23 protein-coding genes and 6 tRNA genes are annotated in these 23,939 nt (G+C 59.4%); 13 read left to right on the forward strand and 16 right to left on the reverse strand.

Features of this window, described 5'->3' with window-relative positions; translation table 11 throughout:
* The first annotated feature begins 20 nt into the window (after window positions 1–20).
* Genes ACM66T_RS00675 through ACM66T_RS00690 form a run of 4 tightly spaced genes read left to right on the forward strand, consistent with a single transcriptional unit; the run spans window position 21 to window position 6,046 of the window.
* Window positions 21–3,596, forward strand: a complete 3,576-nt coding sequence (locus ACM66T_RS00675) for a DUF748 domain-containing protein (RefSeq protein WP_416768674.1) — start codon at window positions 21–23, stop codon at window positions 3,594–3,596.
* Window positions 3,597–3,615: 19 nt separating this feature from the next.
* The gene (locus ACM66T_RS00680; RefSeq protein ID WP_231019679.1) at window positions 3,616–4,788 is read left to right on the forward strand and encodes a type IV pilus twitching motility protein PilT; all 1,173 of its coding nucleotides are present in this window, start codon (window positions 3,616–3,618) and stop codon (window positions 4,786–4,788) included.
* Between the two features lie 2 nt (window positions 4,789–4,790).
* Entirely contained in the window at window positions 4,791–5,282 is a 492-nt protein-coding gene (locus ACM66T_RS00685; protein ID WP_231019680.1) for a hypothetical protein, read from the forward strand.
* Entirely contained in the window at window positions 5,282–6,046 is a 765-nt protein-coding gene (locus ACM66T_RS00690; RefSeq protein ID WP_231019681.1) for a tRNA (5-methylaminomethyl-2-thiouridine)(34)-methyltransferase MnmD, read from the forward strand. The genes ACM66T_RS00685 and ACM66T_RS00690 overlap by 1 nt, the downstream gene beginning before the upstream one ends.
* Before the next feature lie 46 nt (window positions 6,047–6,092).
* Here the strand turns inward: ACM66T_RS00690 and ACM66T_RS00695 are convergent.
* A tRNA-Leu gene (locus tag ACM66T_RS00695) sits at window positions 6,093–6,179 on the reverse strand.
* A 172-nt stretch (window positions 6,180–6,351) separates the two neighbouring features.
* Here ACM66T_RS00695 and ACM66T_RS00700 point away from each other — a divergent pair.
* Both ACM66T_RS00700 and ACM66T_RS00705 read left to right on the forward strand, forming a co-directional pair.
* On the forward strand, window positions 6,352–6,825 hold the full coding sequence (locus tag ACM66T_RS00700; protein WP_231019682.1) for a hypothetical protein: 474 nt from the start codon (window positions 6,352–6,354) through the stop codon (window positions 6,823–6,825).
* A 9-nt stretch (window positions 6,826–6,834) separates the two neighbouring features.
* The gene (locus ACM66T_RS00705) at window positions 6,835–8,910 is read left to right on the forward strand and encodes a hypothetical protein (protein WP_231019683.1); all 2,076 of its coding nucleotides are present in this window, start codon (window positions 6,835–6,837) and stop codon (window positions 8,908–8,910) included.
* 10 nt (window positions 8,911–8,920) lie between these two features.
* On the opposite strand, the gene ACM66T_RS00710 is transcribed toward ACM66T_RS00705, so the two are convergent.
* The 7 genes from ACM66T_RS00710 to ACM66T_RS00740 all read right to left on the reverse strand — a co-directional run bounded on the left by ACM66T_RS00710 (window position 8,921) and on the right by ACM66T_RS00740 (window position 11,108).
* The gene (locus ACM66T_RS00710) at window positions 8,921–9,175 is read right to left on the reverse strand and encodes a hypothetical protein (protein WP_231019684.1); all 255 of its coding nucleotides are present in this window, start codon (window positions 9,173–9,175) and stop codon (window positions 8,921–8,923) included.
* 293 nt (window positions 9,176–9,468) lie between these two features.
* Complete coding sequence (locus ACM66T_RS00715) at window positions 9,469–10,380, reverse strand: phosphatase PAP2 family protein (RefSeq protein WP_231019686.1); 912 nt, start codon at window positions 10,378–10,380, stop codon at window positions 9,469–9,471.
* 72 nt (window positions 10,381–10,452) lie between these two features.
* Window positions 10,453–10,538, reverse strand: a tRNA-Leu gene (locus ACM66T_RS00720).
* A gap of 154 nt (window positions 10,539–10,692) precedes the next feature.
* Window positions 10,693–10,769: transfer RNA gene (locus tag ACM66T_RS00725), tRNA-Arg, on the reverse strand.
* Window positions 10,770–10,792: 23 nt separating this feature from the next.
* Window positions 10,793–10,869, reverse strand: a tRNA-Arg gene (locus tag ACM66T_RS00730).
* A gap of 64 nt (window positions 10,870–10,933) precedes the next feature.
* Window positions 10,934–11,010 (reverse strand) — tRNA-His (locus ACM66T_RS00735).
* Window positions 11,011–11,030: 20 nt separating this feature from the next.
* Window positions 11,031–11,108 (reverse strand) — tRNA-Pro (locus ACM66T_RS00740).
* Window positions 11,109–11,229: 121 nt separating this feature from the next.
* Between ACM66T_RS00740 and ACM66T_RS00745 the strand changes: the two genes are divergently transcribed.
* Entirely contained in the window at window positions 11,230–12,576 is a 1,347-nt protein-coding gene (locus ACM66T_RS00745) for a sodium-dependent transporter (RefSeq protein WP_416768675.1), read from the forward strand.
* A 119-nt stretch (window positions 12,577–12,695) separates the two neighbouring features.
* Here the strand turns inward: ACM66T_RS00745 and ribE are convergent, their stop codons facing one another.
* The 3 genes from ribE to ACM66T_RS00760 form a co-directional block, all read right to left on the reverse strand.
* Window positions 12,696–13,307 carry a riboflavin synthase gene (ribE, locus tag ACM66T_RS00750; protein ID WP_416768676.1) on the reverse strand — a complete coding sequence of 204 codons (612 nt, stop codon included), beginning with the start codon at window positions 13,305–13,307 and terminating at the stop codon, window positions 12,696–12,698.
* A gap of 90 nt (window positions 13,308–13,397) precedes the next feature.
* The gene (locus ACM66T_RS00755) at window positions 13,398–14,084 is read right to left on the reverse strand and encodes a tetratricopeptide repeat protein (protein WP_231019689.1); all 687 of its coding nucleotides are present in this window, start codon (window positions 14,082–14,084) and stop codon (window positions 13,398–13,400) included.
* Between the two features lie 68 nt (window positions 14,085–14,152).
* Window positions 14,153–14,350: a hypothetical protein gene (locus ACM66T_RS00760; RefSeq protein WP_231019690.1), complete on the reverse strand. Its 198-nt coding sequence runs from the start codon at window positions 14,348–14,350 to the stop codon at window positions 14,153–14,155.
* Between the two features lie 146 nt (window positions 14,351–14,496).
* On the opposite strand from ACM66T_RS00760, the gene ACM66T_RS00765 reads away from it, so the two are divergent.
* Window positions 14,497–14,946 carry a hypothetical protein gene (locus tag ACM66T_RS00765; protein ID WP_231019691.1) on the forward strand — a complete coding sequence of 150 codons (450 nt, stop codon included), beginning with the start codon at window positions 14,497–14,499 and terminating at the stop codon, window positions 14,944–14,946.
* Here ACM66T_RS00765 and ACM66T_RS00770 read toward each other — a convergent pair.
* The 5 genes from ACM66T_RS00770 to ACM66T_RS00790 are packed head-to-tail and all read right to left on the reverse strand — an operon-like array spanning window position 14,940 to window position 19,049.
* Window positions 14,940–15,371 carry a hypothetical protein gene (locus ACM66T_RS00770; protein WP_416768677.1) on the reverse strand — a complete coding sequence of 144 codons (432 nt, stop codon included), beginning with the start codon at window positions 15,369–15,371 and terminating at the stop codon, window positions 14,940–14,942. The two genes, ACM66T_RS00765 and ACM66T_RS00770, sit on opposite strands and share 7 nt — an antisense overlap.
* The gene (locus ACM66T_RS00775; protein ID WP_416768678.1) at window positions 15,368–15,955 is read right to left on the reverse strand and encodes a hypothetical protein; all 588 of its coding nucleotides are present in this window, start codon (window positions 15,953–15,955) and stop codon (window positions 15,368–15,370) included. Before ACM66T_RS00775 ends, ACM66T_RS00770 begins: the two co-directional genes overlap by 4 nt.
* Before the next feature lie 3 nt (window positions 15,956–15,958).
* Window positions 15,959–16,714, reverse strand: a complete 756-nt coding sequence (locus ACM66T_RS00780) for a hypothetical protein (RefSeq protein ID WP_416768679.1) — start codon at window positions 16,712–16,714, stop codon at window positions 15,959–15,961.
* A 2-nt stretch (window positions 16,715–16,716) separates the two neighbouring features.
* A complete protein-coding gene (locus tag ACM66T_RS00785; protein WP_231019695.1) occupies window positions 16,717–18,675 on the reverse strand; it encodes a TonB-dependent receptor in 1,959 nt (652 codons plus the stop codon).
* Window positions 18,672–19,049, reverse strand: coding sequence for a hypothetical protein (locus ACM66T_RS00790; protein ID WP_231019697.1), 378 nt, complete (start codon window positions 19,047–19,049; stop codon window positions 18,672–18,674). The genes ACM66T_RS00785 and ACM66T_RS00790 overlap by 4 nt, the downstream gene beginning before the upstream one ends.
* Window positions 19,050–19,165: 116 nt before the next feature.
* On the opposite strand from ACM66T_RS00790, the gene ACM66T_RS00795 reads away from it, so the two are divergent.
* Genes ACM66T_RS00795 through ACM66T_RS00815 form a run of 5 tightly spaced genes read left to right on the forward strand, consistent with a single transcriptional unit; the run spans window position 19,166 to window position 23,939 of the window.
* Window positions 19,166–20,470 (forward strand): MotA/TolQ/ExbB proton channel family protein, encoded by a 1,305-nt coding sequence (locus tag ACM66T_RS00795; RefSeq protein ID WP_416768680.1) that lies wholly within the window; start codon window positions 19,166–19,168, stop codon window positions 20,468–20,470.
* 2 nt (window positions 20,471–20,472) lie between these two features.
* A complete protein-coding gene (locus tag ACM66T_RS00800) occupies window positions 20,473–21,627 on the forward strand; it encodes an OmpA family protein (RefSeq protein ID WP_231019699.1) in 1,155 nt (384 codons plus the stop codon).
* Window positions 21,620–21,766: a hypothetical protein gene (locus ACM66T_RS00805; RefSeq protein ID WP_231019700.1), complete on the forward strand. Its 147-nt coding sequence runs from the start codon at window positions 21,620–21,622 to the stop codon at window positions 21,764–21,766. The genes ACM66T_RS00800 and ACM66T_RS00805 overlap by 8 nt, the downstream gene beginning before the upstream one ends.
* Before the next feature lie 25 nt (window positions 21,767–21,791).
* Complete coding sequence (locus ACM66T_RS00810; protein ID WP_231019701.1) at window positions 21,792–23,138, forward strand: NFACT RNA binding domain-containing protein; 1,347 nt, start codon at window positions 21,792–21,794, stop codon at window positions 23,136–23,138.
* Between the two features lie 48 nt (window positions 23,139–23,186).
* Complete coding sequence (locus ACM66T_RS00815; protein WP_231019702.1) at window positions 23,187–23,939, forward strand: phosphatidate cytidylyltransferase; 753 nt, start codon at window positions 23,187–23,189, stop codon at window positions 23,937–23,939.

Here is a 23,939-nt window from a genome sequence, read left to right on the forward strand (position 1 = left end):
GAGACGATAAGGAGACGGTCATGAAACGGTGGATCTGGCGAACGTTACTCGGCGTCATCGCCCTTTATCTTTTGACGGCGGTCATTGCCGTCCCCTACCTGATCCGCACGAAAGTGCCGGAACTGGTCGGGGAGATGACGGGGGGATCCCTGGAGATCGACCGGGCCCTGTTCAACCCTTTCATTCTTGACCTGACGGTCGAAGGGATCCGCTTTGCCGATCCCGAGGGGGCGCCGCTGGCCAGTCTGCGGCGCCTTGACGTCAATGTCGACGTCCTCCACCTGATATGGGGGGAGATCTCCGTCGAGTATTTCGGGCTGCGGGGACTGCGGCTCTCCGTCGTGCAGGAGCGTGACGGGCGGTTCAACTTCGACTGGCTGACGCACCTGGGGAGCGGCGACGCCGCGGAGACGGCTCCGGCGGAGACGAACGGGAGTGCCATGCCCTCGCTGCGGCTGGAGACGTTCGAGCTTGAAGACGGCGGGATCACCTTTACCGACCTCTCCCGACCCGTCCCGCTGCAGCTGGACTTCTCGCCGATCGGCCTCGATCTGCACGATATCGATACGGGAGGCGGCGGCGAGAACGAACTCCACCTCTTTGCCCACACCGAGGAGGGCGGACTGCTGGACGTCAAGAGCCGCGTGCACTCTTTTGAACCCTTTGCACTGTCGGGGACGGTCGATTACGATGCCGGGCGGCTCTATGACGCCTGGCATTTTCTGCGCGAGATCAGCGCCCTCGAGGTGGCCGACGGCCGGATGGAGCTGCACTTTACCTATGACGTCAACCTCGCGGAGCTGAATGCGACCACCGTCGACGATTTGCGCTTCGCGCTGAAGCGGCTGCGGGTCAAGCCCAAGGCCGAGAACGCGGACGTACTGCGGGTGGCGTCGCTGACGGTCGAAGGGGGACCGATACGGCCGCTTGCGCAGTTCGGCCGTATCGACACGGCGGGCATCGACGGCCTCTATGTCGATCTGCAGCGGCGCAAAGACGGCAGCCTCAACTGGGCGCACTACTTTCCCAAGGGGAATGAGGCCAATGTTTCGGCCGCACCGGCCGGCGATACAGCGGCAGCCTCCGCGCCGTGGGATATGCTCATCAACCGGGTGACGCTGCGGCATATACGGGGGCGTTTCGACGACGGCAGCGTCCGCCCGGCCGTGCACCTTGCCCTGGATGATTTCAACCTGACGGCGCGCCATGTCAGTGCGCTCCCGGCGACACCGCTCGCCTTTGACGCGGCGCTGCAGCTTAACAAAAAGATGCAATGTAAAGCGGCAGGGAGGCTTTCGCACTCGCCGCTGGACGCGACCGCCCTGGCGTCGTGCGGCGGATTGGACGTGACCTGGTTCAACCCCTACATCGATGCCGCCGCCGATGCCGCCCTGGCACGGCATGACGTGGTACTGCGCAGCGCCGTACTGGGCGCGGTCGCGGACGTCAGCGCCCGGGAAGCAAACGCTTCGGTCGCCGTCACCGTCAACGATGCCAATGCGACGCTGCAGTCGCTGCTGTTGACGCCCAGAGGCTCGAAACGCAAACTGGCCGCTTTCGATACCCTCTCCGTCACGGGGGTAACCGCATCGACGGCGGCGAAGAAGGCCGGGGTCGAGCGGATTGTGCTTGAGAAGCCCCAGGTCAACCTGCGCCGCGAGCGCGACGGCAGCATCGACGCCACGCAGCTGGTTAAAGCGAAACCGGCGGCACCGGCAAAACGCGGCGCCGCTGAAAAGGCGCAGCAGGCGGAGACGCCCTGGAGCACCGCCATCAAGAAGATCCAGGTCCGAAGCGGCGCCGCCTCGTTCCGCGATGCCGCCATCGCGCATACGACCACGACGCGGGTGCAGCGCTTTGATCTGGACGTGAACGGCGTCACGACGGACCCTTCCCGTGCGATCGGACTGCAGGGCAGCTTCCGCATCAACGGCGACGGGCGGGTGCGTGCGAAAGGGTCGCTTGTGCCGGAGCCGCTGAAGGCGACAACGGATTTCAGCGTCTCCGGGCTGCGCCTGAAGCCTTTCAGCCCCTACGTGGAGGAGGGGATGTTCGTCAAGATCGACGACGGGCGCGTCGGCCTGAAGGGGCAGACGCGCTACCGCCCCTCGAAGCGCTCCGCGGACCTGCGGCTGCGCGGCGATTTCAACCTGAACGATTTGCTGGTCAACGACAGCCGCGACGCGACGCCACTGGTCTCTCTGAAGACGCTGGAGGCGAAAAAGCTTCTTTTCACACTCTCCCCCGATCAGTTCTTTGTGGACAACGTGACGATGGGCGGGTTTTTCAGCTCGATCCTGATCGATGCGAACAAAACATTGAACCTTTCGACGCTCATGCGCCCTTCGGAGAGGACCGCGGCACCGCAAGGGGCTGAAAAAACGGCCGAGGCGGCCAAGCAGCCCTTTCCCGTACGCATCATGAAGTTTACGCTCTATAACGGGGCCGTGCACTTCGCCGACGAGTCGCTTCCGCTCCCCTTCGACACGCAGATCCATGATGTCAACGGCGAGGTGCTGGGGATTTCGACGCTGCCCGAAGATACGACATACCTGCAGGTGGCGGGGGAGATCGACGAGTACGGTACCGCCAAGGCCGAGGGGAGCCTCAACACGGGTGACCCGAAGGCCTTTACGGACATCGGAGTGAATTTCCGCAATATCGAGCTCAAATCCTATACCCCCTACTCGGGCAAGTTCGTCGGCCGGGCGATCGACAGCGGGAAGCTCTCGGTGACGCTGCGCTACCGGATCGTCAAGGGCGCGATGCAGGGGGACAACGGGATGATCATCAACAAGATCGTGCTCGGCGACAGTATTGAAAGCAACGATTCGGTAAGCCTGCCGCTCGATTTCGCCATCGCCCTGCTCGAAGACCGCGACGGCGTCATCGACATCGACATGCCGGTCGAGGGGGATGTGAACAATCCCAAGTTCCGCTGGGGCAAGGTCGTCTGGAAGGCCTTCGTCAACCTGCTGACCAAGGCGGTCACGGCGCCTTTTGATCTGATTGGTTCCATGCTGGGCATCGAAGGCGACAGCCTCAAGGAGGTTGCGTTCGCTACGGGATCGCCGACGGTTGACGCCGTGGCGCGGGAACGGCTCGATATGCTGGCCAAGGTGATGATCAAACGGCCGAAACTCGCCATGACGGTGCAGGGGACGTACGACCCGAAAGCGGATACCCATGCGCTGAAGCAGCAGGCGCTCATCAGCGAGGTGCTGGCACAGAGCGGCGAGGATGCCGCTTCGACGGAGAATGCGCTGATACCGAAACTGCTGGAACCGCTGTTTGAAAAGCGGCTGGGCAAGGAGGCACTCGATGCGCTCGAAGAGGAGATTGATGCGATGGATGCGGACAGGAAAACGCGGCGGCGGATCTATCGGGAGAAGCTGGTGGCAATGATGATCGAGAGCCAGCCGCTGCCCGACGGGGCGCTGGAAGCATTGGCCCATGCCCGGGCGGCGGCGATCCGCAACTACATGATCGCCACGCACGGCATGGAAGCGGGCCGGATCACGGAGCGCGATCCGGAAGCCCTAAGCGGCGAGAAGGGCGAGGTGCCGTCGCACCTCGGCCTTGACGCGGCAAAATAGATTATGGTAGAGTGGAAATATGATAAATGGAAGCAGTGACCCGGTTCTGATCCTGGAACATTTTTTGGACAAACTCGTCGAGAAAGAGGGAAGTGACCTCTTTGTCAAAAGCAGTGCCGTCGTGACGGCGCGGATCGAGGGGGATCTGACCCCGCTTACGACCGAGACGCTCAGCGCCTTTGCCGTCGAATCGATCGCCCGCCACATACTCGGGGCGCAGTATGAGACCTTCGAGCAGCAGTTCGAATACGACACGATGTACGTCCTCAACGCCGAAAGTCGTTTCAGGGTGAACCTTTTTTGGCACCTCGACGGGATCGCGATGGTCTTCCGACTCGTCCCTCTGGAGATCAAAACGATCGAAGCGCTGAACCTGCCCGATCAACTGCACCGTCTGACGAAGCTGCAGCGGGGGCTGGTCCTGGTGACGGGAACGACGGGGAGCGGTAAATCGACGACGCTGGCGTCGCTCATCGAGGAGATCAACCGGGAGCGCCGCAAGCATGTCATCACGATCGAGGACCCGGTCGAATTCGTCCATATCGACAAAAAGTGCGTCATCGAGCAGCGCAACGTCGGACTGCATACGAAGGGCTTCAACCAGGCGCTTCGGGCGGCGATGCGCGAGAACCCAGACATCATCATGGTCGGCGAAATGCGCGACCTTGAAACCGCCGAAAACGTCCTGCAGGCCGTCAATACAGGACACCTCGTCTTTTCGACCCTCCACACCCTCGATGCCAAGGAGACGATCGACCGTCTCATCGCCATCTTCCCGCCCTTTGAGCAGGAGCGGGTGCGCCTGAACCTCGCCAGCAACCTCGAAGCGGTCGTTTCCCAGCGCCTCATCCACGACAAGAACGGTGCGTTGGTGCCCGCTTGCGAGATGCTCTTCCGCTCGCCGATGGTCGAGCACCTGATCCGCACCAAGCGGGACTTCGAGATCAATGATATTATGGCCAACGAGCACTCGCATTTCGGTTCGACGACCTTCAACCAGGCCCTCTTCGAACTCTGCCTCAAAGATGTGATCTCCGAAGAGGTGGCCTACAGCCAGAGCGGCAGCCCGACGGACCTGCAGCTGATGTTCGCGCAGAGCAGCGAGTACCAGAAGAAGATTGGCAACACGCTCGAGAACATCAAGGATGAAGTGGGCCTCAAGCAGCCGCCGCCGCTTGTGGAACCGGAGTAGGCTTGGAGCAGTTCTTATCGCTTTTTACGCCGCAGCCCGGCTACAAGATCCTCGACGTTACCGCCCACAGCGATGCGCTGACGGCGGCGCTGTTGCGGCGCCTCGGCCCAGTGCACGGCCGGTTGGCGCTGGCGCAATACCCGGGGGAGCATCTCCCGCTCCCGGAGGGGACGGGGGCGACGCTGCAGCAGCAGACGGTGCCCGATTTCGATAAACCCTTCCGGGCCCTGCCGCGGGATAACGACATCGTCTTTATCCGCGACGTTCTACACCGCCACAGCCAGCCCGAACGCATCCTGCGCGCCATCTATACGACCCTGGCCAATGCCGCCGAGGTGATCATCGTCACGGAAGCGGGAGCTGCCGACACCGAGGCGCAGCTTGCACTGCTGGAGCGGACCGATTTCCGTGCCGGCAACGTTATCGAGGAGGTCGCCGAAGGGGTGACGGTCATTATGGGGAAGAAGATGCACATGTGGGGGAACGGGCTCTGATGCCGCATTTCGACGATGCCCTGCACCAAAGCGTGCGCAGCGAAGACGGTACGAATACCGCCTATTCGGTCGAGTACGGGGAACACTACCACTCCACCAAGGACGGGGCGCTGACGGAGTCGCTGCAAAAGCACGTCATCCCCGCCTTCTCCTGTTTCGAAGCGGCGCCGTCGCTGCGCATCCTCGACATCTGTTTCGGGCTGGGGTTCAATACGCTCGCGACACTCTACTATCTGCGTGAACAGGGGATCGACAAACGCATCGAGATCGTCTCCCCCGAACTGGACGAGGCGCTTATACGGTCGCTGGCTGTTTTCGAATACCCCGAGATCTTCCGTCCTTTCCTGTCGATCATCGAAGCGATCAGCGAAACGGGCAGCTACGAAGACGAAAAGGTGAAAGTCACGGTACTGTTCGGTGACGCACGTCAAACACTCCCGGGGCTGACGGAACCTTTCGACATCGTCTACCAGGACGCCTTCAGCCCGGAGCACAACCCGATCCTCTGGACCTCCGAGTATTTTGCGCAGCTGGCGCGGCTGACCCATGACAAAAGCGTCATTACGACCTACTCGACGGCCCTTCGGACCCGTTTGGCCCTCTATGAGAACGGTTTCAACATCTACCTGAACAAGGGGGAAGGGTACCGCAATGCGACGGTGGCGTGCAAGGGCGAACTGCCGCGCTTCGAGAAGGTCGATATGGCGCACAAGATCGCCTGCAATCCGGATGTGAAAAGTCTGCGGGATGCCGATCTGGTTTGATGGTTTTGTACAATGAAAGATTTTTTGATTGGGAAAAGTTTGATGATGGTGCGCTCGAGAGGACTTGAACCTCCACGGCCGTTAAGCCACTAGAACCTGAATCTAGCGTGTCTACCAATTCCACCACGAACGCACATTGGTAATTAAAAGAGAGCGTAATTATACGCTACAATCCTTAAAATAAACAAAAATACGGTCGCCCTCTTCGGGTGGTGTTGCGTTTTGCGGAGCGCTCCCGGGTGGCCTGCACAAAAAATATTCAAAACGGTTTTGGTGATGTCATGCAATTGGTTTACAATCTGACTATGAAAAGTCTCGTTTTTGCGTTACTGCTGATCGTCTCCATTGTCCATGCCGAGCAAAAGAAGACGCATCTGCAGCTCCCATATGCGAAGGCAATAGCCCTGCTCGATGGGATAAGACAGGATGCCATCATCCTGGGAGAGGGGAAGACGGAGGTGTATGTCTTCGTTGACCCGCTCTGTCCCCATTCGCGCAAATTTATCAGGATGGTTTCGCAAAATGCGCAGATGCTTTCGAAGTACCGCTACTATGTCTACCTCTACAGCATCCCGCGCCTGAAATCGGAACGCACGGTTTCGGCGATTTTCGCCTCCAAGTCGCCTGCGGAGACACTGCTGAAAGTGATGGTCGGGGCGGAGCGCCATACGGCGGATGTGACTGCTCCGACACAGAAGCGGGTCGACGAGATCGCGGCCGTCGCCCGGGCAATGGACGTCTACAAGCGTCCCTATCTCATGGTCGCACTGCGCCCCTAGCGAGTCAGTATGTATTACCAAACCCCCGACGTTACCAAGTATGTCGATGCCGTTGCCCGCTTCAGGGGCTATATCATCGCCGCCTACCTCCTGCTCTTCTTTGCGGTCCTGGCCGTTTACCACCCCAGGGTCCTCTCATCGGACGCGATGTTCTGGCTCAAAGACTCCGCCGAGATGCAGCGGAGCGAAGCGAACCGCTACACCCCCCACCTGCTTTCCAAACTGACGGTCCATGTCGATGCCTTCGACGAAACGACGAGGGAGGCGCTGCACGAGCTCAATGACCGGCTCGGGGCACTCGAGGGGGTGGACGAGGTCTACTCGCTCTTTAGCAAAGAGCAGAGCGCGATCGGCGGCACATCGGAGATGGTCGGCGTTGTCAGTACCGGTGACCTGGATACCTTCCGTCTGGAAAAGCTCGTCAAGGAGCGTTTCAATGCCTACGGGAACGTCGTCGATGCCGATTTTAAAACGTTCCGCTTCTTTATCAGCGCGCAAAGCGCCGTCGACCTCGGCGGCCTGGCAATACCGGGAAGTTACACCTATACCGCGACGAATGAGAGCGTTGACTGGCCGGAGCTGATCCGCTACGGGGTCGTCCTGCTGCTGACCATCTTCATGGTTTTTCGGTTTCTTTTCAGAAACTACATCTCCGCGATCAGCGCGGTTGTCGTCATCACCTTCAGTACGCTCTTTACCTTTGCGCTGATCTACGGGCTGACGGGAATAGCTGCCGTCCACATGACGATGCCCTTCATCACCATCAGTATCGTTCTCGTGGATTTCCTCTTCTTCTATTACCGCTGGCACGTTTCGCAGTACAAGATCGACAAGCGCAATGCCCTCATCAAGATGCTCAACCGCAGCTCCGCACCGGCGCTCTGGACCTCCGTGATTACGGCCCTGGGGCTGGGAAGCCTGCTCTTTATCGATTCGGACATCATCCGGCTGCTCTGTCTGGGGGTGATTTTCTCCTCCATCGTCGGGTACGTCATCAACCTCACCTTCCTGCCGGCGCTGCTGAGCTACTTTGAGCTGGAGCATACCCATATCCCCTACGCGAAGATGGGCTATTTTTTCGCGTCGAGCGAGCTGCATTACAACCGGAAGTTCCTCCACCTCTTCCTGGGAGTGACTTTCGGACTTATGGTGCTCGGCGGGTCGATGATCTACAGCGAAAGCAGCCGTTTCTTCAATCTCAACGTTGTCAACGACCAGATCCAGCTCAAGATCCCCTATGCCCGCATCGACCTCGAGCTGATCCGCTCCATCGACCGTTTTACGGAGGCGATGGGGGAAAAGTTCGGGGAGGGGTTGGGGGAGGTCGTCTCCCTTTCGACGATCGTGCAGAGTCTCAACGATGCCAATTCCCAGACGGACACGCTCGACGACGAGGCGCTGATGCAGGCGCTCTTCTACCTCGATCTCTACGGGATGCGGGAGAGCTACTACGATGCGGATGCGGTCAATATCCGGATCAACCTCTTCGATGTCGACAAACTGGAACTGATCGACTGGCTGGCGCGCTACAGTGCGTTGGACATCTACTTCGTGGACAAGGAGACGCTCCTCGACAGCGCGAAGTTCAACAAGACGCTACTGCTCTCCACGTCGCTCTTTTCGGCCCTGCTAGTTATCGGGCTCATTACGGGGTGGATCTTCCGTTCCGTGGCGATGGTCTTTGTCGGCTTCATCGTCAATGCCGTACCGATCGCCTGGTTCGGCCTGCTGGTGCGGCTGCTCGACGTGCCGCTGAGCCTGGAGATGCTCATTGCCATGACCATCGCCGTCGGACTGGCCTCGGACGCGACGATCCACTTCGCGTACAAGTATTTCCGGGCACGTTATATCGGGAGGAGCCGGAAACACGCGCTGGAGAAGATGTATTTTTATTCGGGGATCCCGGTCATTATCGGGTCGGCGGTGCTCATTGCTGTCTTCGTGGCGCTCTACCTCTCTTCACTGCAGTCGCTGCAGCTCATCGGTCTCTATAGCGCCGTGCTCGTGTTTATCTCGCTGCTGACGGACCTCTTCGTCCTGCCGGTCATGCTGCTCTTTATCGACCGGTTCGACCGGGGAAGATAATGCCTGCCCGTCAGTGGCAAATGGCGTCGGTCACCGCGAAGGTTTCATCGGGGGTGTAACTGCAGTCGGCGAGGTCGCTGCGCACGGAGGGAGCCGTGCGCGGTTCGGCCGTCTCGCTAATTGCGGCCTTGCCGTCGCTAGTCGGGGAAGCCGTAGCCGCTACTTTGATACGGGGCTCCTGGGGCGTTTCATGGGCCAGAGCGAATGCCGGAACGAAAAGCAGTCCGGCCAACAGCAGTGAGGCGATAGAGCGGTTCCGCTTCATTGCGTCTCCTTGAGTGTTCTGATGCAGTAATGTAGGATAAATTTTCTTGTTTGCGGTTTTCGTTACGGCGTTAAGGAAATGCTTAAGGATCGGAAAAAATAAGAAGGGAAGTAAAAAAAGTGGTGCGGACGAGAGGACTTGAACCTCGCAGCTCATTGGTCTTTATGGTGTCATTTTGGTTCTGATCTCGCTGCTGACGGATCTCTTCGTGTTTCCGGCCATGCTGTTTGTTATCGACCGCTTTGACGGAAAGAAAAAGATGATCGGGATCACCGACTGAAATCGTTCCGCCGCTAGAAGGCAATAGAGACTATGAAGCCGTAAGGAGTAGGAGAGATGGTGTAAGTTTGCGCCTTTTCTCCGTGCGCGGTTTTGGTGTAGCTGTAGACGGTTTCATGCCCGATCCAGGTTCCGATGATGCCGCCGGCTACGAGATCGCTGACCCAGTGCTGATGCCCTTTGATAGCGGATGCAAACAAAACACCGGCACCCAGATAGGGGAGCCAATACGAGTCGTAGACTTCGGCGACGACGCGTGCGACGCTAAAATACATTGTCGTATGAAACGAGGGCATGGAAGTTCCGTCCTGCTCCGTGTTAAATGTCGGTGGCCAGTGCCAGTTCCCGAAATCATAGGGGTCACAGGTATGGTAAATGCTTCTTGAGTCTGTGCAGTTTTTCAAATCATCCATCGGGCGCTGTCTACCCGTAAGGGTTTTCAGGATGACGTGGCTGATGGCATAAGAGTAAGCCGTAGCTTTTATCGCTAATAATGCGGCAGCCTGTGTTCGTTCGTCACCGAGGGCAACCCCTCCAAGATAGGAGAAAGCCATGCCGTAGGTCAGCCAGCTGTCGGCGCCGGTGCGCATCAATTTTGTCATACCGCTGTGGGGAAAGATCGTATCCAGGGAATAGTCTATATTGGACTCGATATTCTCTTGGTAAAACGTCGTTGTAGGCTTGTCGACCAGAACGAGTCCACCGACGATGCCCAGGGCCGTCAGCGATTTTTCCGGGTACAAAAAGGGGTCTACCGCAAAGTTGTACAGATCGGTGGGGACGGCGAAGAGGACTTTTTTGAAGGTTTTTGAGGCGACCCCCATATCAAAATAGGTACCGTTTTGATACTGATAATCTTGCGCGGCGGCAAATGTGGAAAGGGTTAATATAGCGAGTAAATAGCATTGTCGGAGTTTTTGATACATGATTAGACAGCCTACAGTATTAGGGTGCGATCATTTTAAGAAAATAAGCTTAAGGATTAAAGCGTATGAAGATGGTGCGGACGAGAGGACTTGAACCTCCACACCTTTTGGGCACCAGATCCTAAGTCTGGCGTGTCTACCAATTCCACCACGTCCGCATAATCGTTCAGAGGTTTGAACGGATATGATTTTTTCATCGGAAACAGCGAAGCATATTTCCAAAAGCACCAAGGGTGCGCGAGCCTGCTGCTGAAGTAAACACAGCGTTAGCGTAGTCAAACGGGCTTTTGCTCGTTTGGCGTATAAATCAAGTGGTACGCCCTGCAGGATTCGAACCTGCGACCGATGCCTTAGAAGGGCATTGCTCTATCCAGCTGAGCTAAGAGCGCATCTGTAAATGGGGAAGCCCCGGTGGTACGCCCGATAGGATTCGAACCTATAACCGTCGGATCCGAAGTCCGATACTCTATCCAGTTGAGCCACGGGCGCTTCCATAGTGTAAAAACGTATGGTGTATCAAAAAAAAAATATTATCGGGAATGTTGTCAAAACATGGGGTGGGTAATGGGGTTCGAACCCACGACCCCCAGTGCCACAAACTGGTGCTCTAACCGACTGAGCTATACCCACCATGAAGAATGTTGTAGAGGTGGTCGGGGTGAAAGGACTCGAACCTTCGGCCCCTTGGTCCCAAACCAAGTACTCTAACCATACTGAGCTACACCCCGACCTTGTCACCTCACACGGATAATCCGGATAAGTGAGGCGAAATTATAACTGATGTTAAGCCCTTTGTCAATACTTTTTTGTTTAAATAGACCGGGTATACAACGAACCTAGGAAACCTTGATGAAAATAGCACGTTTTAGCCGAATAGGATTTATCCTTGCTGCCGCAGGGAGTGCGGTCGGGCTGGGCAATATCTGGAAATTCCCCTACATCACCGGGGAGTACGGCGGCGGTGCCTTCGTCATGGTCTATCTTTTTACCGTGATGCTCATAGGGTTTTCGGTCATGATCGCCGAACTGCTTATCGGCTACCTCAGCCGCCGCGACACGCTGACGGCGTTCGAAGAGCTGGCCCCGCGGCACAAAGCTGCGTGGAAATGGGGCGGTTTCATGGCCTTTACCGGCCTGCTCATCATGACCTTCTACTCCGTGGTCATCGGCTGGATATTCAACTACATCTTTGTCTCGCTCGGTAATCTTCCCTCCTCGCCGGAGGAGGCCGCGGGGCTCTTTAAAACGATGCTGGGATCGGACCTCAAAACCCAGATTTTCTACCACACCCTTGCGTTTCTCATCATCACCGTCATCGTTATCCGCGGGATCAAGGGCGGTATCGAGAAGCTGAACCTTGTGCTGATGCCGATGCTTTTCCTCATTGTCGGCGGGATGTTCCTCTACGCGACGACCCAGGCTGGGTTTACTCAGGCGTGGAAGTTCATGTTCAGCGCCGACTGGAGCAAGCTCAATTCCGAGGCCTTCGTCACCGCCGTCGGGCACGCCTTTTTTACCCTCTCGCTCGGGATGGGTTCCCTGCTCACCTACTCGGCCTCCCTGCCCAAGGAGAGCAGCCTCGTCAAAAGCGCCCTCGTCGTCGTGGCGCTTGATACGGGCATTGCCCTGCTGGCGGGGCTGATGCTTTTTACCTTCCTCTACCAGTACGGTGCGGAACCCTCTGCCGGTCCGGGCCTCGTCTTCATCTCGCTGCCGGCGGTCTTTTACGAGATGGGGACGCTGGGCAACGTCTTTGCCGTGCTCTTCTTTATCTCCCTCGCCTTTGCCGGGCTCACCTCCGCCGTCTCCCTCGTCGAACCGATGGTCCAGCTGGCGATAGACCGTTTCCGTTGGAGCCGTTTCAAGGCCGCGACGGCGATGGGGCTCTTCTTCTACCTGGTCGGTATCGTCGTTATCTATTCGAACAGCAGTGAATACGGCGCGCAGCTCACCTGGGGCGGGAGGAGCCTCTTTGACTGGATCGACTACGTCACCGCCTCGATCCTGCTCCCGCTCGGGGGGCTTATCATGGCGATCTTTATCGGGTACGTCATGGAGCCCAACCGTGTCGAAGCGGCAGTGAAGGAGGAGATGGGGCTTGCCTACGGCATCTGGCACTTCAGCCTGCGCTATGTCGCCCCGGTGGCACTGGTCATCGTGATGCTGAATATGATGGGAGTGTTGAAGCTCAATTGATTGTACGATATCCGAGCAAAGCACGGATATCTACGTTAACACTGGGTTTCGCTCGGCGCGAGACCCACGCGCAGTTAAACCGCGCTCGACTGTTTTGCAAATCAATTCATAATATGTAGTTAGTAAAGTGCCGTAAAGCGCTCGGCGGTCTCCCAGTCGAGTTTCGCATCCTTGTGCGCAAGGAAGTGGGCGATGTAGCGGGCGAACATATCCGTTTCGATGTTCACCTTCGTACCGCCGGTGTAGCTGCCGAAGAGGGTCTCGCGCATGGTGATGGGGATGATGGTGAGGCGGAAGCTGCTCTCGTAGACGTCATTGACGGTCAGGCTGACGCCGTCGATGGCGATGGAGCCCTTGGGGACGATGTAGGGGATGAACTTCTTGTCGACGTCGATGACGACGTCGTAGCTGTTGCCGTTGTCGCTGATGCTCTTGACGGTGCCGACGGTGTCCACGTGCCCCTGGACGATGTGCCCCTCCAGCCGGTCGCCAAACTGCATGGCCGGTTCGATATGCACGCGCCCTTTGAGGTTCTCGGTGGCGATGATCCCCTGTGTTTCGGGGGAGAGCTCGACGGTAAACCCGTCGCTCTCCAGGGAGACGACGCTGAGGCAGGCGCCGTTGATGGCGATGGAGTCGCCGAGTTTCGGACGGTAGGCGGCCTTGAGGCTCAGGCGGTCCCCGCTGAACCGTTTTACCGTTGCCATCTCCCGAATCAACCCTGTGAACATCTCTATACCTTTTTGGTTTGCTAAACGCTCATTATATAGGAAAACAGGCGCGCTTTACCTGTTGTGAAGTCCGCCGCAGAGCGGCGGGGGTTAGAAAACAATCTTACCTTCGTCCTGCAGACCCTTGATGATCTCTTTGGCTTTTTCGTGACCGTTGTAGGCGGCTTTGCGGCACCACTCGAGCGCCTTGTCGTGGTCCTCTTCAACGCCGAGCCCCTGGTCGTAGAGGAGGCCGAGGTTGAACTGCGCCTGGGCCAGCCCCGCCTCCGCGGCGCGGGAGAAGCAGACGTAGGCGCGCCCGAAATCCTGGTGGACGCCGTGGCCCTCTTTGTAGAAGACGCCGAGGTTGTTGAAGGCTTCGCGGTGGCCGCGCTTGGCAGCCTCTTCATACCAGAATGCCGCTTCGGAGTAGTTCTGCACGCAGCCCAGTCCCCGTTCGAGCATCATCGCGGTCTCGTACATCGCCTGCGGGACTTCGTGCACGGCGGCATCGAGGTAGTACTCGTGGGCTTTGAACTGGTCGTGTGCGACGCCGCCGAGGCCGTTGGCGTAGAGGATGGCGAGGTTGAAGAGCGCATAGGGCTGTTTCTGCTCGGCGGCTTTTTCGTACCATTTCAGCGCTGCGGCATCATCGACGGCCGTGCCCTGTCCCTGCTGGTACATATACCCCAGCGAGACCTGCGCATCCGCGTTCCCGGCTTCGGCGAGGTCGCTGTAGAGGGCGAAGGCGGTGGCAAAATCCTGTGCGTTGTAGGCGTTATGGGCTTCTTGAATCATGAACAAATCCCGGGAATTTTTCCGCGATTGTAGATTAAGGCGGTTTAAGGAGGGGTTAGTCCGGGGCGTTAACGCCGGACTTTACGGTTACCGCGGTTTTTTTCTTTGAGGCGGGTAATCACATCCTTGAGGCGCTCTTTTTCCGCCAGCAGATCGTCGCGGATCAGGTGCTCCTCACCGCCGTCCACTTCCGGGTCATACTCCACCACTTCGGGCTCGTAATCCTTGTAGGGGTCGTTTGGGGGTGTTTTATTTTCCTTGCTCATAATTATTATTTTAAATGGCTTCGGCTTAGATTCGCCAAAAACGTAAAGACTACAAATGTTTTTAACCGAAGGACGTTTCGCAAGGGGGCGTTTCCGTTCACGTTATGCTCACGTTTTTACACTATACTACAGAGAAAGGAGATGCCATGCGAAGTTTTCTCATCCTAGCGACGGCACTGATGCTCGTGCTCGGCGGCTGTGCCACCCGACAGGGGGCCGATTACGACGGCCGGACCTACCGGCAGGTGAAGCACTATCTTGTGGGCGTGGTGGTCGAGGAGCGGCCGGTACGGATCTCCGACGACGGTTCGGGGGCCTTTATCGGTGCACTGATCGGAGCCATTTTCGGTTCGACCGTCGGCCGCGGACCCGGCCGGGGGATTGCGACGCTGGGCGGTGGATTGGCCGGCGCCTATGTCGGCGGCGCGGCGGGGCAGTCCAACGCCCAGGAGCTGACCGTGCGGCTCGACAGCGGGGAGCACATCGTCATCGTCGCCAAGGGCGAGCTCCGCTTCCTGCCCGGCGACCGCGTCAAGATCATCAAGCAGGGCAACACCGTCGAGCGGGTCGACCGCCTGCCCAACTACCCCTATTGATCGCGGCGGCACGCCGCCATGATCCGCTCCCACTCCGTATCGAACACCTTGTCGATATAGGCGCGGTGGTGGGGCACCGTACAGCCGGAGCAGTCCTGGTGGACGGCGTCGCCGTAGACACCTTCTTTCCCATCCTTTGAGGCAATCGCGCAGCTGCTGTAGAGTGTCTGCTCCCCGCGCCGTTCCATCCCCGCATCACTGAAGCGGAAGTTGGGACAGGCGCAGAGATAGCAGTTGAGCTTTTCCATATCGTGGCACTTTTTCTTTTCTGCGTAGAGCGGGCAGAAGTCCGGCTCCGCTTCCACCATATTCTCAAAATCGAAATAGTCGATGATCTCCGCTTTGCCGAAGCCGCGGGCAAGCAGTTTCTCCACGATCTTTTTGTGCGCCGTGGCATGCGCTTCGAACCACGCCGTATAGGTCATAAGCCTCTCCTTTCGGCGGGATGGAACGCCCGGTAGAGATAGTAGATGACGACGATTTCCGCGACCAGCAGCACATAGTGTACGAGGTAGACCTGTGCCTGGCTCTCATCGATGCCTGCGGCGTACTCCACCGTCTTGTAGAAGAGAAACGAGACGAGCATCCCGGCGAGGTAGCCCGCCTGCTTGTAGACGTCGAGGTAGGTCAGCGCTTTGGCTTTTTCGATCAGGATCGTCTCGGCGCGCACCAGGTAGGAGCCGAAGGCGAAGGTGAGCTGGTAGCCGGCATAGACGAAGAGCGCACTGGCGTAGCTGTACGAAAAGAGCAGGAAGTAAAGCACGAGCAGCAGCATGACGATTTCGACGGTGAGGGAGATGCGCCAGAACCAGGTCCGGTTGAGAATGCGGGTGTAAAAACGCGCAATAACGAGCATGGCCAGCGCCAGAAGGATCCCGCCGAGGGAGTAGACGTAGGGCTGCAGGGGCGCGTAGATGATAAAGATGCTCCCCACCGAGATGCCCGTGAAGAGGGCGTTATAAAACTTGTACCAAATGAAAGGTCTCAGGGCGAGGTTGCGGGCCTGCATCGGTTACGCCCCGCGCTCGGCCCGCGCAGTGATCTGCGCAATGGTCAGCCCCTGCATGGTGCCGTAGGCAAGGGCCGCGCCGGCGTAGGATTCCCCTTTGTCGTAAGAAGGGAGCTCCACGTAGAGGGTCCGCGGGCGGAAGTCGAGTTGCCCCAGCAGCGACAGCGTCACCGACCGTTCCGTTTCCGCGATCCCCTCGGCCGTGCAGAGGGTGAGCTTGCGCGGGTCCATCGGCAGGCCGTCGCGGTGCACGACCCGGTTGGCGATCAGCAGCGCCGCCGCCATCCTGCTTCCGCCGCCGAGGACGACGGGGAAGCGGCGGCACGCCTCGAGCATGAAGCCCGCGGCGAACATCAAGAAACCGTCCGCCGTGCGGCCGAGCTGCTCGAAAAGTCCCATCCCGGAGAGCGGTTTGAGAAGAGCCGCAGTGTCTGCCATGACGGGTGAGCCCGTTTCGCCGAGGATGACGTAGTCACCCGCCGGTTTGTAGTAGCGCCCGAACTCGCGCCCTTTTTCGAACACTATTTTCGCATCGAAGGGGCCCTCCGGGTCGATGCCGAAGGTCACGGTTTCGTACCTTTCCGGCGCGGACGTGAGGCCGAGGTCGAGGATGCGGATGACGGCAAAAGGGGTGAGGGCTTCGACCGAAAGGGTCAGCGGACCGGGGGCAGGGGCGTCCGGGCCCGCCGCGGCCAGCAGGAGGTCGGCACGCCCCGCAGGCAGTGCACTCTTTTCGTGGTCCTGCAGGGTACGGATCATGCCTAGAACTTCAACGTGGCGCCGACGAGGGCGGTGGTGGTGAAATTGACGGGGTAGATGGCGTCGTCTGCGACCCAGAGGCCGTTGGGATTATTGAACATGTTGTTGATTTTAGCAAAAAGTGCATAAGAGGCCGCGTCGTAGTTGAGGACGACATCGGTGCTGTTGAAGGCGCGTTGCTTCTGCGTATAGCTGTTGCCGAAGTCGTTCATGGCGTAGGCCTGGGATCGGTAGGTGTGCGAGAGGGTAAAGCTCAGCGCGTCCGTCGGCAGGATCGTGAGGGCCGCTTTCACGGTGTGGGGGCTGACGCCCGGAAGGTCGTTACCGCCGAAATCCTCGCCGTTCTGGACCTCTTTGTCGATAATTGCCTGCACGTAGTTGTAGTTGAGCGAGAGGGCGAAGCGCTCGGTGACTTTCCACTGCTCGAAGAGGTCGACGCCGACCTTGTGGGAACGGTCGATATTCGTGTTGACCGAGGCGATGTACGCGGGGTCGCTGTAGTAATAGATCTCGTTTTTAAGCGCGGCGTAATAGGCGGAGAGCTTGAACTTGTTCGCTGCCGTCACCGCCGTATAGCCCGCCGTGACGGTGTCGGAGGTCATCGGGTCGATAAAACCGTTAAAGGTGACGTTGCCGCTGAAATCCCTGTTGAAGAAGCGGTCGACGTCGGGTGCCTGGTAGGCGTGGGCGTAGCTGACAAAGAGCGAACGTTCCGGGCTGAGACGGAAGTTGTAGCCCGCTTCGACGCCGTGAAGGGTTTCGGAGCGCGCGAGGGAGTTGTTCGCGTCGCTGTAGTCGTACTTGGCGGTCTCATAGCGGTAGCCCGCCTTGAGGGTATGGGCTCCCGCACGGTACTGGGCCAGCGCGTAGGCCGCGGCATTCTGCTTGGTCGTTTCGTTGGCGATCGCGAACGCCGTCGCGCCGCCGTTCCGGCTGCCGTCGAAGAGCGTGCCGCCGAGGGAGAGCTGCAGCCCGCCGTGTGTGTAGTCAAGGGCCAGCGCCGCCGTGCGGTAGTCGTAGGTGGCCGTGCTGCGGTAGAACCAGGCGGGGAGATCGTAGACGGACTTTTTCTTCTCAACGGAGGTATCGAGCGAGACGGAGAGGTCGGCTGTCGGAAAGAGGGTCAGGCCGGTGCTGAAGGCATCGATGTCGTATTGCTGGTACGCCGGGGCCGGGAAGGCGCCTGGTTGGGCGGGATCGTCGTTGAACTCGCTTTGGGTCAGGGTGCTTCCGTAGGCGGCGTCGATGCGGCTTGACTGGGCGCCGAGGCGGAATTCGAAGAGATCGCTTGGCGTCAGCGCAAGATCGAAAGTGCCGTTTGCCAGTTTCTGTTCGTCCCGGTTCTGCGCCGCATCGATATGGCGCGTTCCGGCGGTGTGGTAGGCTTCTCCGGAGGCTGAAACCGTCAGAAGGTCGTCGCTGTGGCCGACACGGAACGCCGCATCGTAGGTGCCGTAAATGCCGCCGTAGAAACGTACCTCTTTGCTGCTGTCGTTCTTGGTGACGATGTGGATCGCCCCGGCGTTGGCGCCGTCGCCGCCGAGGACGATCCCGCCCCCTTTGACGATCTCGAGGCGTTCGATGTCGGAGGGGGCGATGGCGCTGAGCAGTTGCGGGACCATGTCGACGTTGTTGAGGCGGCGGCCGTTGAGGGTGACGACGATGTTCTGGTAGCCGTTCTCGATGCCGTAGCCGTGGAGGTCGAGCCGCTGGGCCATCGGATTGCCGTAGGAGGGCAGGGCGAAGAGGGAGGTCTGCAGGGTGATGAACTCGTAGAGCGACTGCACGTGGGCCTTTTCGATCTCCTCGGCGGTGTAGACCTCGACGCTGTCGGCGGCGTTGAGCTCGGTGCTGTGCAGGGGGCTGGAGATGACGGTCAGGGCTTCGAGGGTGATACCTTCGGCGCAAAGGGTGCCGCTCAACAGGGCGGTTGCGGCAAGGGAGAGTGCGATGGGTTTCATTGGGTTCCTTTGGAAATGGGTAATGGGGTTAAGTAGCAGGGCGCTGCGGGCGGCGAGAGGGTCGAACGGGTGTGGCGGAAGGGGTTGCGGGGGCGTCGCGGACGGTCATGCGTGCGCAGGCGTCTGCAGGCGAGGCGGTGAAAATGGAGGTTGCAGTGGCAGGGGCGGCGTCGGCCGCCGGGAAGCTCCGCCGCGGCGAGTTCCGGTGCAGCTTCCTCGTCTTCGAGACCCTTTTCGTCGTCGCTTTCGTCGCTGACCATACCGTGGTGCGCCAGGGTACGGTTCTCATGGCGCTGCAGGGTGGTGACGGCACTGTAGGCCTGGATGGCGCTGAGCGTAAAGTAGCGTTTTCCGAACCCTCTCGGTGCGCGCATCCGGCCTCCTTGAATGAATATCGGAAGTATAGCACAGGGCGCGCTCGGCGTGCCCGATGTGCAGGTTTCTTAGATGATTTAGGATAGTATGGCCCAAACGCATCCGGGAGTGGGAAATGGTTATTGAAGAGGATCTCGCGGCGCTGTCCCAGCGCTTTAATCGCCACACTGTCTGCGGTATCCGCCTGTTCTGGCTGATGTCGCTGCCGCTGCTGCTCTGGCTCTTCGCCATGGCGGGGTTTGCGGGGCTTGTCAACTTCAAGGTTGAAGCGCACAGTGTCATTATGATGGGGGCCATCTTCCTGATCTGGCTCTTTTTCGCCCCGCACAACGCCTTCTACGCCTCGTGCAAGCTCCGGCGGGGTTTCAGCGGTATCCAGCGGGCGCTGGCGGCCTTCATCAACAAGAACATCCTCGCCGTCGCCGGGACAGAGAAGGCGAATGCGACGCTGGATGATTTCCTGGCCGAGTCTGCGGGGACGATACGCAACGAGAACTTCTCCTCCGTGGCCGCCGGGATCTTCCCGACGCTGGGGATCCTGGGGACCTTTATCAGCATCGCCATCTCGATGCCCGACTTTTCCGCCCAGACCTCCGAAGTGCTTGAGCAGGAGATCTCCCGGCTGCTCGGCGGGGTGGGGACGGCCTTTTACGTCTCCATTTACGGTATCTTCCTCTCCATCTGGTGGATCTTTTTCGAAAAGAGCGGCATCAGCCGTTTTGAACGGGACGTGGCGGAGCTCCGCGAGGTGACGCGTCCCTTCTTCTGGGAGAAAAAGGAGATCGAGCAGACCTATTACCGCAAGAGCCTGGCCCATTTTGAGAAGCTTGATACGCTCTATGACACGATGGCGTCGCGCGATTTCGTTGCGGAGGTGAACCGTACCCTGGAGCAGCGCCTGCACATTTTCGGCCAGATCATCGACCGGGAGCAGCAGGCGGCGGAAACCTTCGGGCAGCTGATGGCGCAGAGCGGTACGCTGTTCGACCGCCTTGCCAAAGAGCAGACCGCTTCGGCGGAGGCGCTGCAGCGCGTCGGCCTGGGGGTCGAGCGCTTTGCGGCGCAGATGCGCGAAGAGCATGAGCGGATGGAGCAGCGCCAGCACACCCTGGCCCGGGAGTATCAGCACGGTGTGACCGTCGCGGAGACCCTGGGCGGCGAGATTGCGCGGCTCAGCGAGGCGCTGGCCAACCTTAACGCCGGCAACGTCCGGGAGCTTTACAGCGGAGTGCTCTCCAACATCGAATCGATGAAACAGGAGATCGACCGGGTCGGTGTGCAGTTTGATGAGCATATCCGCGGCTTCGATGCGCAGTTCCTGGAGAAACTGCAGCGTACCCTGAAGCTGATCGATTCGGAGACGGCCCAGATCGTCGAGCAGATTGCCCGGCTGAACAAAAGCGACGGGGAGACGCGCTGAGCATGCTGCGGCGACGGGACAACGGCGAGCGGGAACAGAACTTCTGGATCTCCTATGCCGACCTGATGGCGGGGCTGCTCTTCGTCTTTATCCTGCTGGTGGGAGCGATCGTCGTCAAAACAGTATTGATGCGTTCGGATCTTTTCGCGATCCGCGCAGACCTGCAGGCGCAGAAAACGGCGCTCGGGCTAAGCGAGAAGGCGCTCTCCGAGAAGAAAAAGCGGCTGCGAGAGATCCAGGCACTGCTGGCCGCCTCTCGGGAGGCGAACGCCCACCTCAGCATGGAACTGGCCCTGCTGCAGAGCGAAGCGGAGGGGCTGAGGCTCTCTGTAGATGATTTGAATACGACCCTGCATGAGCGGACAACCGCACTGGCGCTGACCCGCGGGGAGATGGAGCAGCTCAAAGCCCTGCTGCTGGAGACGGAGACGCAAAGAGCTACTTTGCAAAGCGAGGCGGAGCGGCTCGCTTCTGAGCTGGAGACGGCCGAGAAACAGCATGCCGAAGACACGAACCTGATCAAACTGCGCGACGACGAGATGGCAGAGCTGGAGAAGGCGCTGCTGTTGAAAAAACGCGCCTACCAGAAGGTGGTGGAGGATCTGAACCTCACCCGCATCAAGATCAAGAACCTCACGGGGATCAAGGTCAAGGTCGTACAGCATCTCAAAGAGGAGCTGGGCGATTCGATCAGCATCGACCCCAAGAGCGGTTCGCTTCGCTTTGCGTCGAACGTGCTTTTCAACCAGGGGGAGGCGACGCTCAAACCCGAAGCGAAGCAGGAACTGAGCCGGGTGCTGGGGCAGTACATCGACGCCCTGCTCAGCGACAAGCAGATGCGGCGCTATATTGACCGGATCATCATTGAGGGGCATACGAACTCCGACGGCAGCTACCTTTTCAACCTGGAGCTCTCCCAGCAGCGTGCCCTGGCGGTGATGACCTTCCTCTACACTCAGTACCCGCAGAACCGGAAGCTTTTCCGGCAGTACCTGAGCGCGAGCGGCCGCAGTTTCACCGAGCCGGTGCTGGGGACGAACGGCAAAGAGGACAAGCAGGCATCGCGCCGCATCGAGATCAAGTTCCGCATCAAGAACGAAGAAGCAGTAAGGGAGCTGATGAACTACCTCAACGCGCAGGGGGACGGCGGTGCGTGACGAAGAGCTGCTGGTCCGGCCCGAGAAGCTCGAAGCCCTGCGCAAAGAGCTGACGCTGCAGGCCGAACGCCGCGAACGCATGCGCAAAGTCCTTGACCCGGCACGGAAAAAACCGTGGTGGCGGCGCCTCTTCTTCTAACGCCCCCTGCGCTATAATGCGCCCTATGAAACTCTCCCACCTGCGCCAGATCGCCGAGTACCTTCAGGCCTTCAAACATATCAATGCCATCCACCGTGTGAATGACACGACGATCAAGGTCGTCCTGGGGGAGAAGAGCCTCTATGCCAACATGCAAAAGGGCCACAGCTACCTGGCGATGTGCCGCCACGACATCCGGCGCAGCAAGGTCTACCAGGCCCCCTTTGACGTCGTGCTGGCCAAGCGGTTCAACCGCGCCGTCATCACGGACATTTCGCTCTACAACGACGACAAGATCCTTCGTATCGAAGCGGCGCTCAGCGGAGCGTACAAGCACTCCAAGACCGTCCTGCAACTCGAATTCACCGGCAAAACGACCAACGCGATCATCCTCGATGAGGATGAGGTCGTCCTCGAGGCGCTGCGCCACATCGATGCATCCACCTCCTACCGGGTCGTGCGCGTCGGCCAGCCCCTGCTGCCGCCCCCGCCCCTGGAGTTCACGCCGAAGGAGTACCCCCTCGATGACGTGGAGGCTTACCTCTACGAAGTGTGCGACCGGGAGCAGGCGGCGCGGCTGGCGGCGCTCAAGCAGCAAAAAGTCGGCCTGCTGCACAAAAAACTCCGACGGCTCGAAAAGCACCTCGAAGTCCTTGAAGACGAAGCGGCGCTGGAGGCGGAGGCGGCACGATTGCAGCACCTGGGCAACCTTGCCCTGGCCAACCTCTACAAGATCAAGCCCTACCAGACGCGTCTCACGCTGGACGACTACGACGGCAGCCCCGTTGAAGTCGAGCTTCCGCGCGCTTTCGCCTCCGCCCACCAGGTGAGCGACCACTTTTTCAAGCTGGCGAAGAAGACGAAGCAGAAGGCGGCGAACATGCATATCGAGCGCGAAGGGCTGGAAGGGAAAGTCAGCCACTTCGAGCACTTTATCGCGACGGTCGAGGGGGCGGCGACGGTCGAAGAGATCGCCCGCCTCTTCCCGCCGAAGCAGACGGGACGCACCAAAGAGAAGAGCGACGATGCGGTCGAGACCTTCTGGATTGAGGGGTACAAGGTGCAGCTGGGCAAGAACGAACGGGGCAATATCGCGCTGCTGCAGCGCGCCCGGGCCAGGGACATCTGGCTTCACCTGCGCGACCGTCCCTCGACCCACGTCATCATCACGACGGACAAGCAAAAGGTGCCCGAGAGCGTCCTGGAGGCGGCGGCAAAGCTCTGCGTCGATTTCTCGGTAATGAGCCCAGGGGTATTCGAGGTCGATTACACCCCGAGACGCGAGGTGAAGATCCAGGAGGGGGCGAACGTGCTTTACAACAAGTACGAGACGATGACCGTCTCCAAACAGGCCGCTGCTCCCGGGTCATAGGGGCGTACAGCCTACTTGTAGTATAATCGCTTTAAAAACGGGACGAAAATGGCAGCAACGGAGACGACAAAAAGGGTAGTAACGGGGGCCGCGCTGATCGGGGCGGTGATCCTGCTGGGCTGGATTGACAACTTCATTTTGATGTGGGCGGTCCTCGGCGGCGTCTACCTGCTCGCCTTCTACGAGGCGGCCAACCTCTACGGCCTGCACCACAACGCCTCTTTCGCTTTCGCGGCGATGCTCTGGCTTCTTGCCGCCGTCTACCCCTACCCGGATGACCTTTTCGTGTTGATGGGCGTCGTCTTCGCCGCCTATGCCGCTTACAAACCCCGCACCGACTGGCGCCTCTTCCTCCCCTTCGCGTACCCGACGGCGGGGATGCTCTTTTTCCTGACCCTTTATCAGGATTACGGTCTCGTGGCGATGGCCTGGCTGATCGTCGTCGTCGCTGCGGCGGATATCGGGGCCTACGTCGTCGGGAAAAGCATCGGGAAGACGAAGTTTTCCGAGACGAGCCCGAACAAGACGCTCGAAGGGGTTGTTGGCGGGATCGTCATCGCCACCATTGCCGGGGTCTTCGTTGGGCTGCGCGTCGTGAACGTCGAGGTCGCTATTGCCGTGTCGCTGGCGACGGCGATCAGTGCCGTGTTCGGCGACCTCTACGAGAGTTACCTCAAGCGCCGGGCCGGCGTCAAAGACAGCGGCAACGTCCTGCCGGGCCACGGCGGGGTACTCGACCGTATCGACGGCTACCTGTTCGGTGCCGTTGTTATGGTGATTTTACTGCGGGGACTCGTCTAG

The sequence above is a fragment of the Sulfurimonas sp. ST-25 genome (assembly GCF_048079205.1).
GTDB classification, from domain to species: Bacteria; Campylobacterota; Campylobacteria; order Campylobacterales; family Sulfurimonadaceae; genus Thiomicrolovo; species Thiomicrolovo sulfuroxydans.

Excerpts from the sequence above, each read along its gene's own strand:
- ACM66T_RS00760 (WP_231019690.1), bottom strand. The coding sequence starts at position 14,350 with ATGAGCAAGGAAAATAAAACACCCCCAAACGACCCCTACAAGGATTAC.
- ACM66T_RS00700 (WP_231019682.1), top strand. The coding sequence starts at position 6,352 with ATGAAAAGTCTCGTTTTTGCGTTACTGCTGATCGTCTCCATTGTCCAT.
- ACM66T_RS00710 (WP_231019684.1), bottom strand. The coding sequence starts at position 9,175 with ATGAAGCGGAACCGCTCTATCGCCTCACTGCTGTTGGCCGGACTGCTT.
- ACM66T_RS00705 (WP_231019683.1), top strand. The coding sequence starts at position 6,835 with ATGTATTACCAAACCCCCGACGTTACCAAGTATGTCGATGCCGTTGCC.
- ACM66T_RS00800 (WP_231019699.1), top strand. The coding sequence starts at position 20,473 with ATGCTGCGGCGACGGGACAACGGCGAGCGGGAACAGAACTTCTGGATC.
- ACM66T_RS00795 (WP_416768680.1), top strand. The coding sequence starts at position 19,166 with ATGGTTATTGAAGAGGATCTCGCGGCGCTGTCCCAGCGCTTTAATCGC.
- ACM66T_RS00775 (WP_416768678.1), bottom strand. The coding sequence starts at position 15,955 with ATGCAGGCCCGCAACCTCGCCCTGAGACCTTTCATTTGGTACAAGTTT.
- ACM66T_RS00680 (WP_231019679.1), top strand. The coding sequence starts at position 3,616 with ATGATAAATGGAAGCAGTGACCCGGTTCTGATCCTGGAACATTTTTTG.
- ACM66T_RS00815 (WP_231019702.1), top strand. The coding sequence starts at position 23,187 with ATGGCAGCAACGGAGACGACAAAAAGGGTAGTAACGGGGGCCGCGCTG.
- ACM66T_RS00770 (WP_416768677.1), bottom strand. The coding sequence starts at position 15,371 with ATGACCTATACGGCGTGGTTCGAAGCGCATGCCACGGCGCACAAAAAG.
- ACM66T_RS00715 (WP_231019686.1), bottom strand. The coding sequence starts at position 10,380 with ATGTATCAAAAACTCCGACAATGCTATTTACTCGCTATATTAACCCTT.
- ACM66T_RS00765 (WP_231019691.1), top strand. The coding sequence starts at position 14,497 with ATGCGAAGTTTTCTCATCCTAGCGACGGCACTGATGCTCGTGCTCGGC.
- ACM66T_RS00675 (WP_416768674.1), top strand. The coding sequence starts at position 21 with ATGAAACGGTGGATCTGGCGAACGTTACTCGGCGTCATCGCCCTTTAT.
- ACM66T_RS00785 (WP_231019695.1), bottom strand. The coding sequence starts at position 18,675 with ATGAAACCCATCGCACTCTCCCTTGCCGCAACCGCCCTGTTGAGCGGC.
- ribE (WP_416768676.1), bottom strand. The coding sequence starts at position 13,307 with ATGTTCACAGGGTTGATTCGGGAGATGGCAACGGTAAAACGGTTCAGC.
- ACM66T_RS00780 (WP_416768679.1), bottom strand. The coding sequence starts at position 16,714 with ATGATCCGTACCCTGCAGGACCACGAAAAGAGTGCACTGCCTGCGGGG.
- ACM66T_RS00690 (WP_231019681.1), top strand. The coding sequence starts at position 5,282 with ATGCCGCATTTCGACGATGCCCTGCACCAAAGCGTGCGCAGCGAAGAC.
- ACM66T_RS00810 (WP_231019701.1), top strand. The coding sequence starts at position 21,792 with ATGAAACTCTCCCACCTGCGCCAGATCGCCGAGTACCTTCAGGCCTTC.
- ACM66T_RS00745 (WP_416768675.1), top strand. The coding sequence starts at position 11,230 with ATGAAAATAGCACGTTTTAGCCGAATAGGATTTATCCTTGCTGCCGCA.
- ACM66T_RS00790 (WP_231019697.1), bottom strand. The coding sequence starts at position 19,049 with ATGCGCGCACCGAGAGGGTTCGGAAAACGCTACTTTACGCTCAGCGCC.
- ACM66T_RS00755 (WP_231019689.1), bottom strand. The coding sequence starts at position 14,084 with ATGATTCAAGAAGCCCATAACGCCTACAACGCACAGGATTTTGCCACC.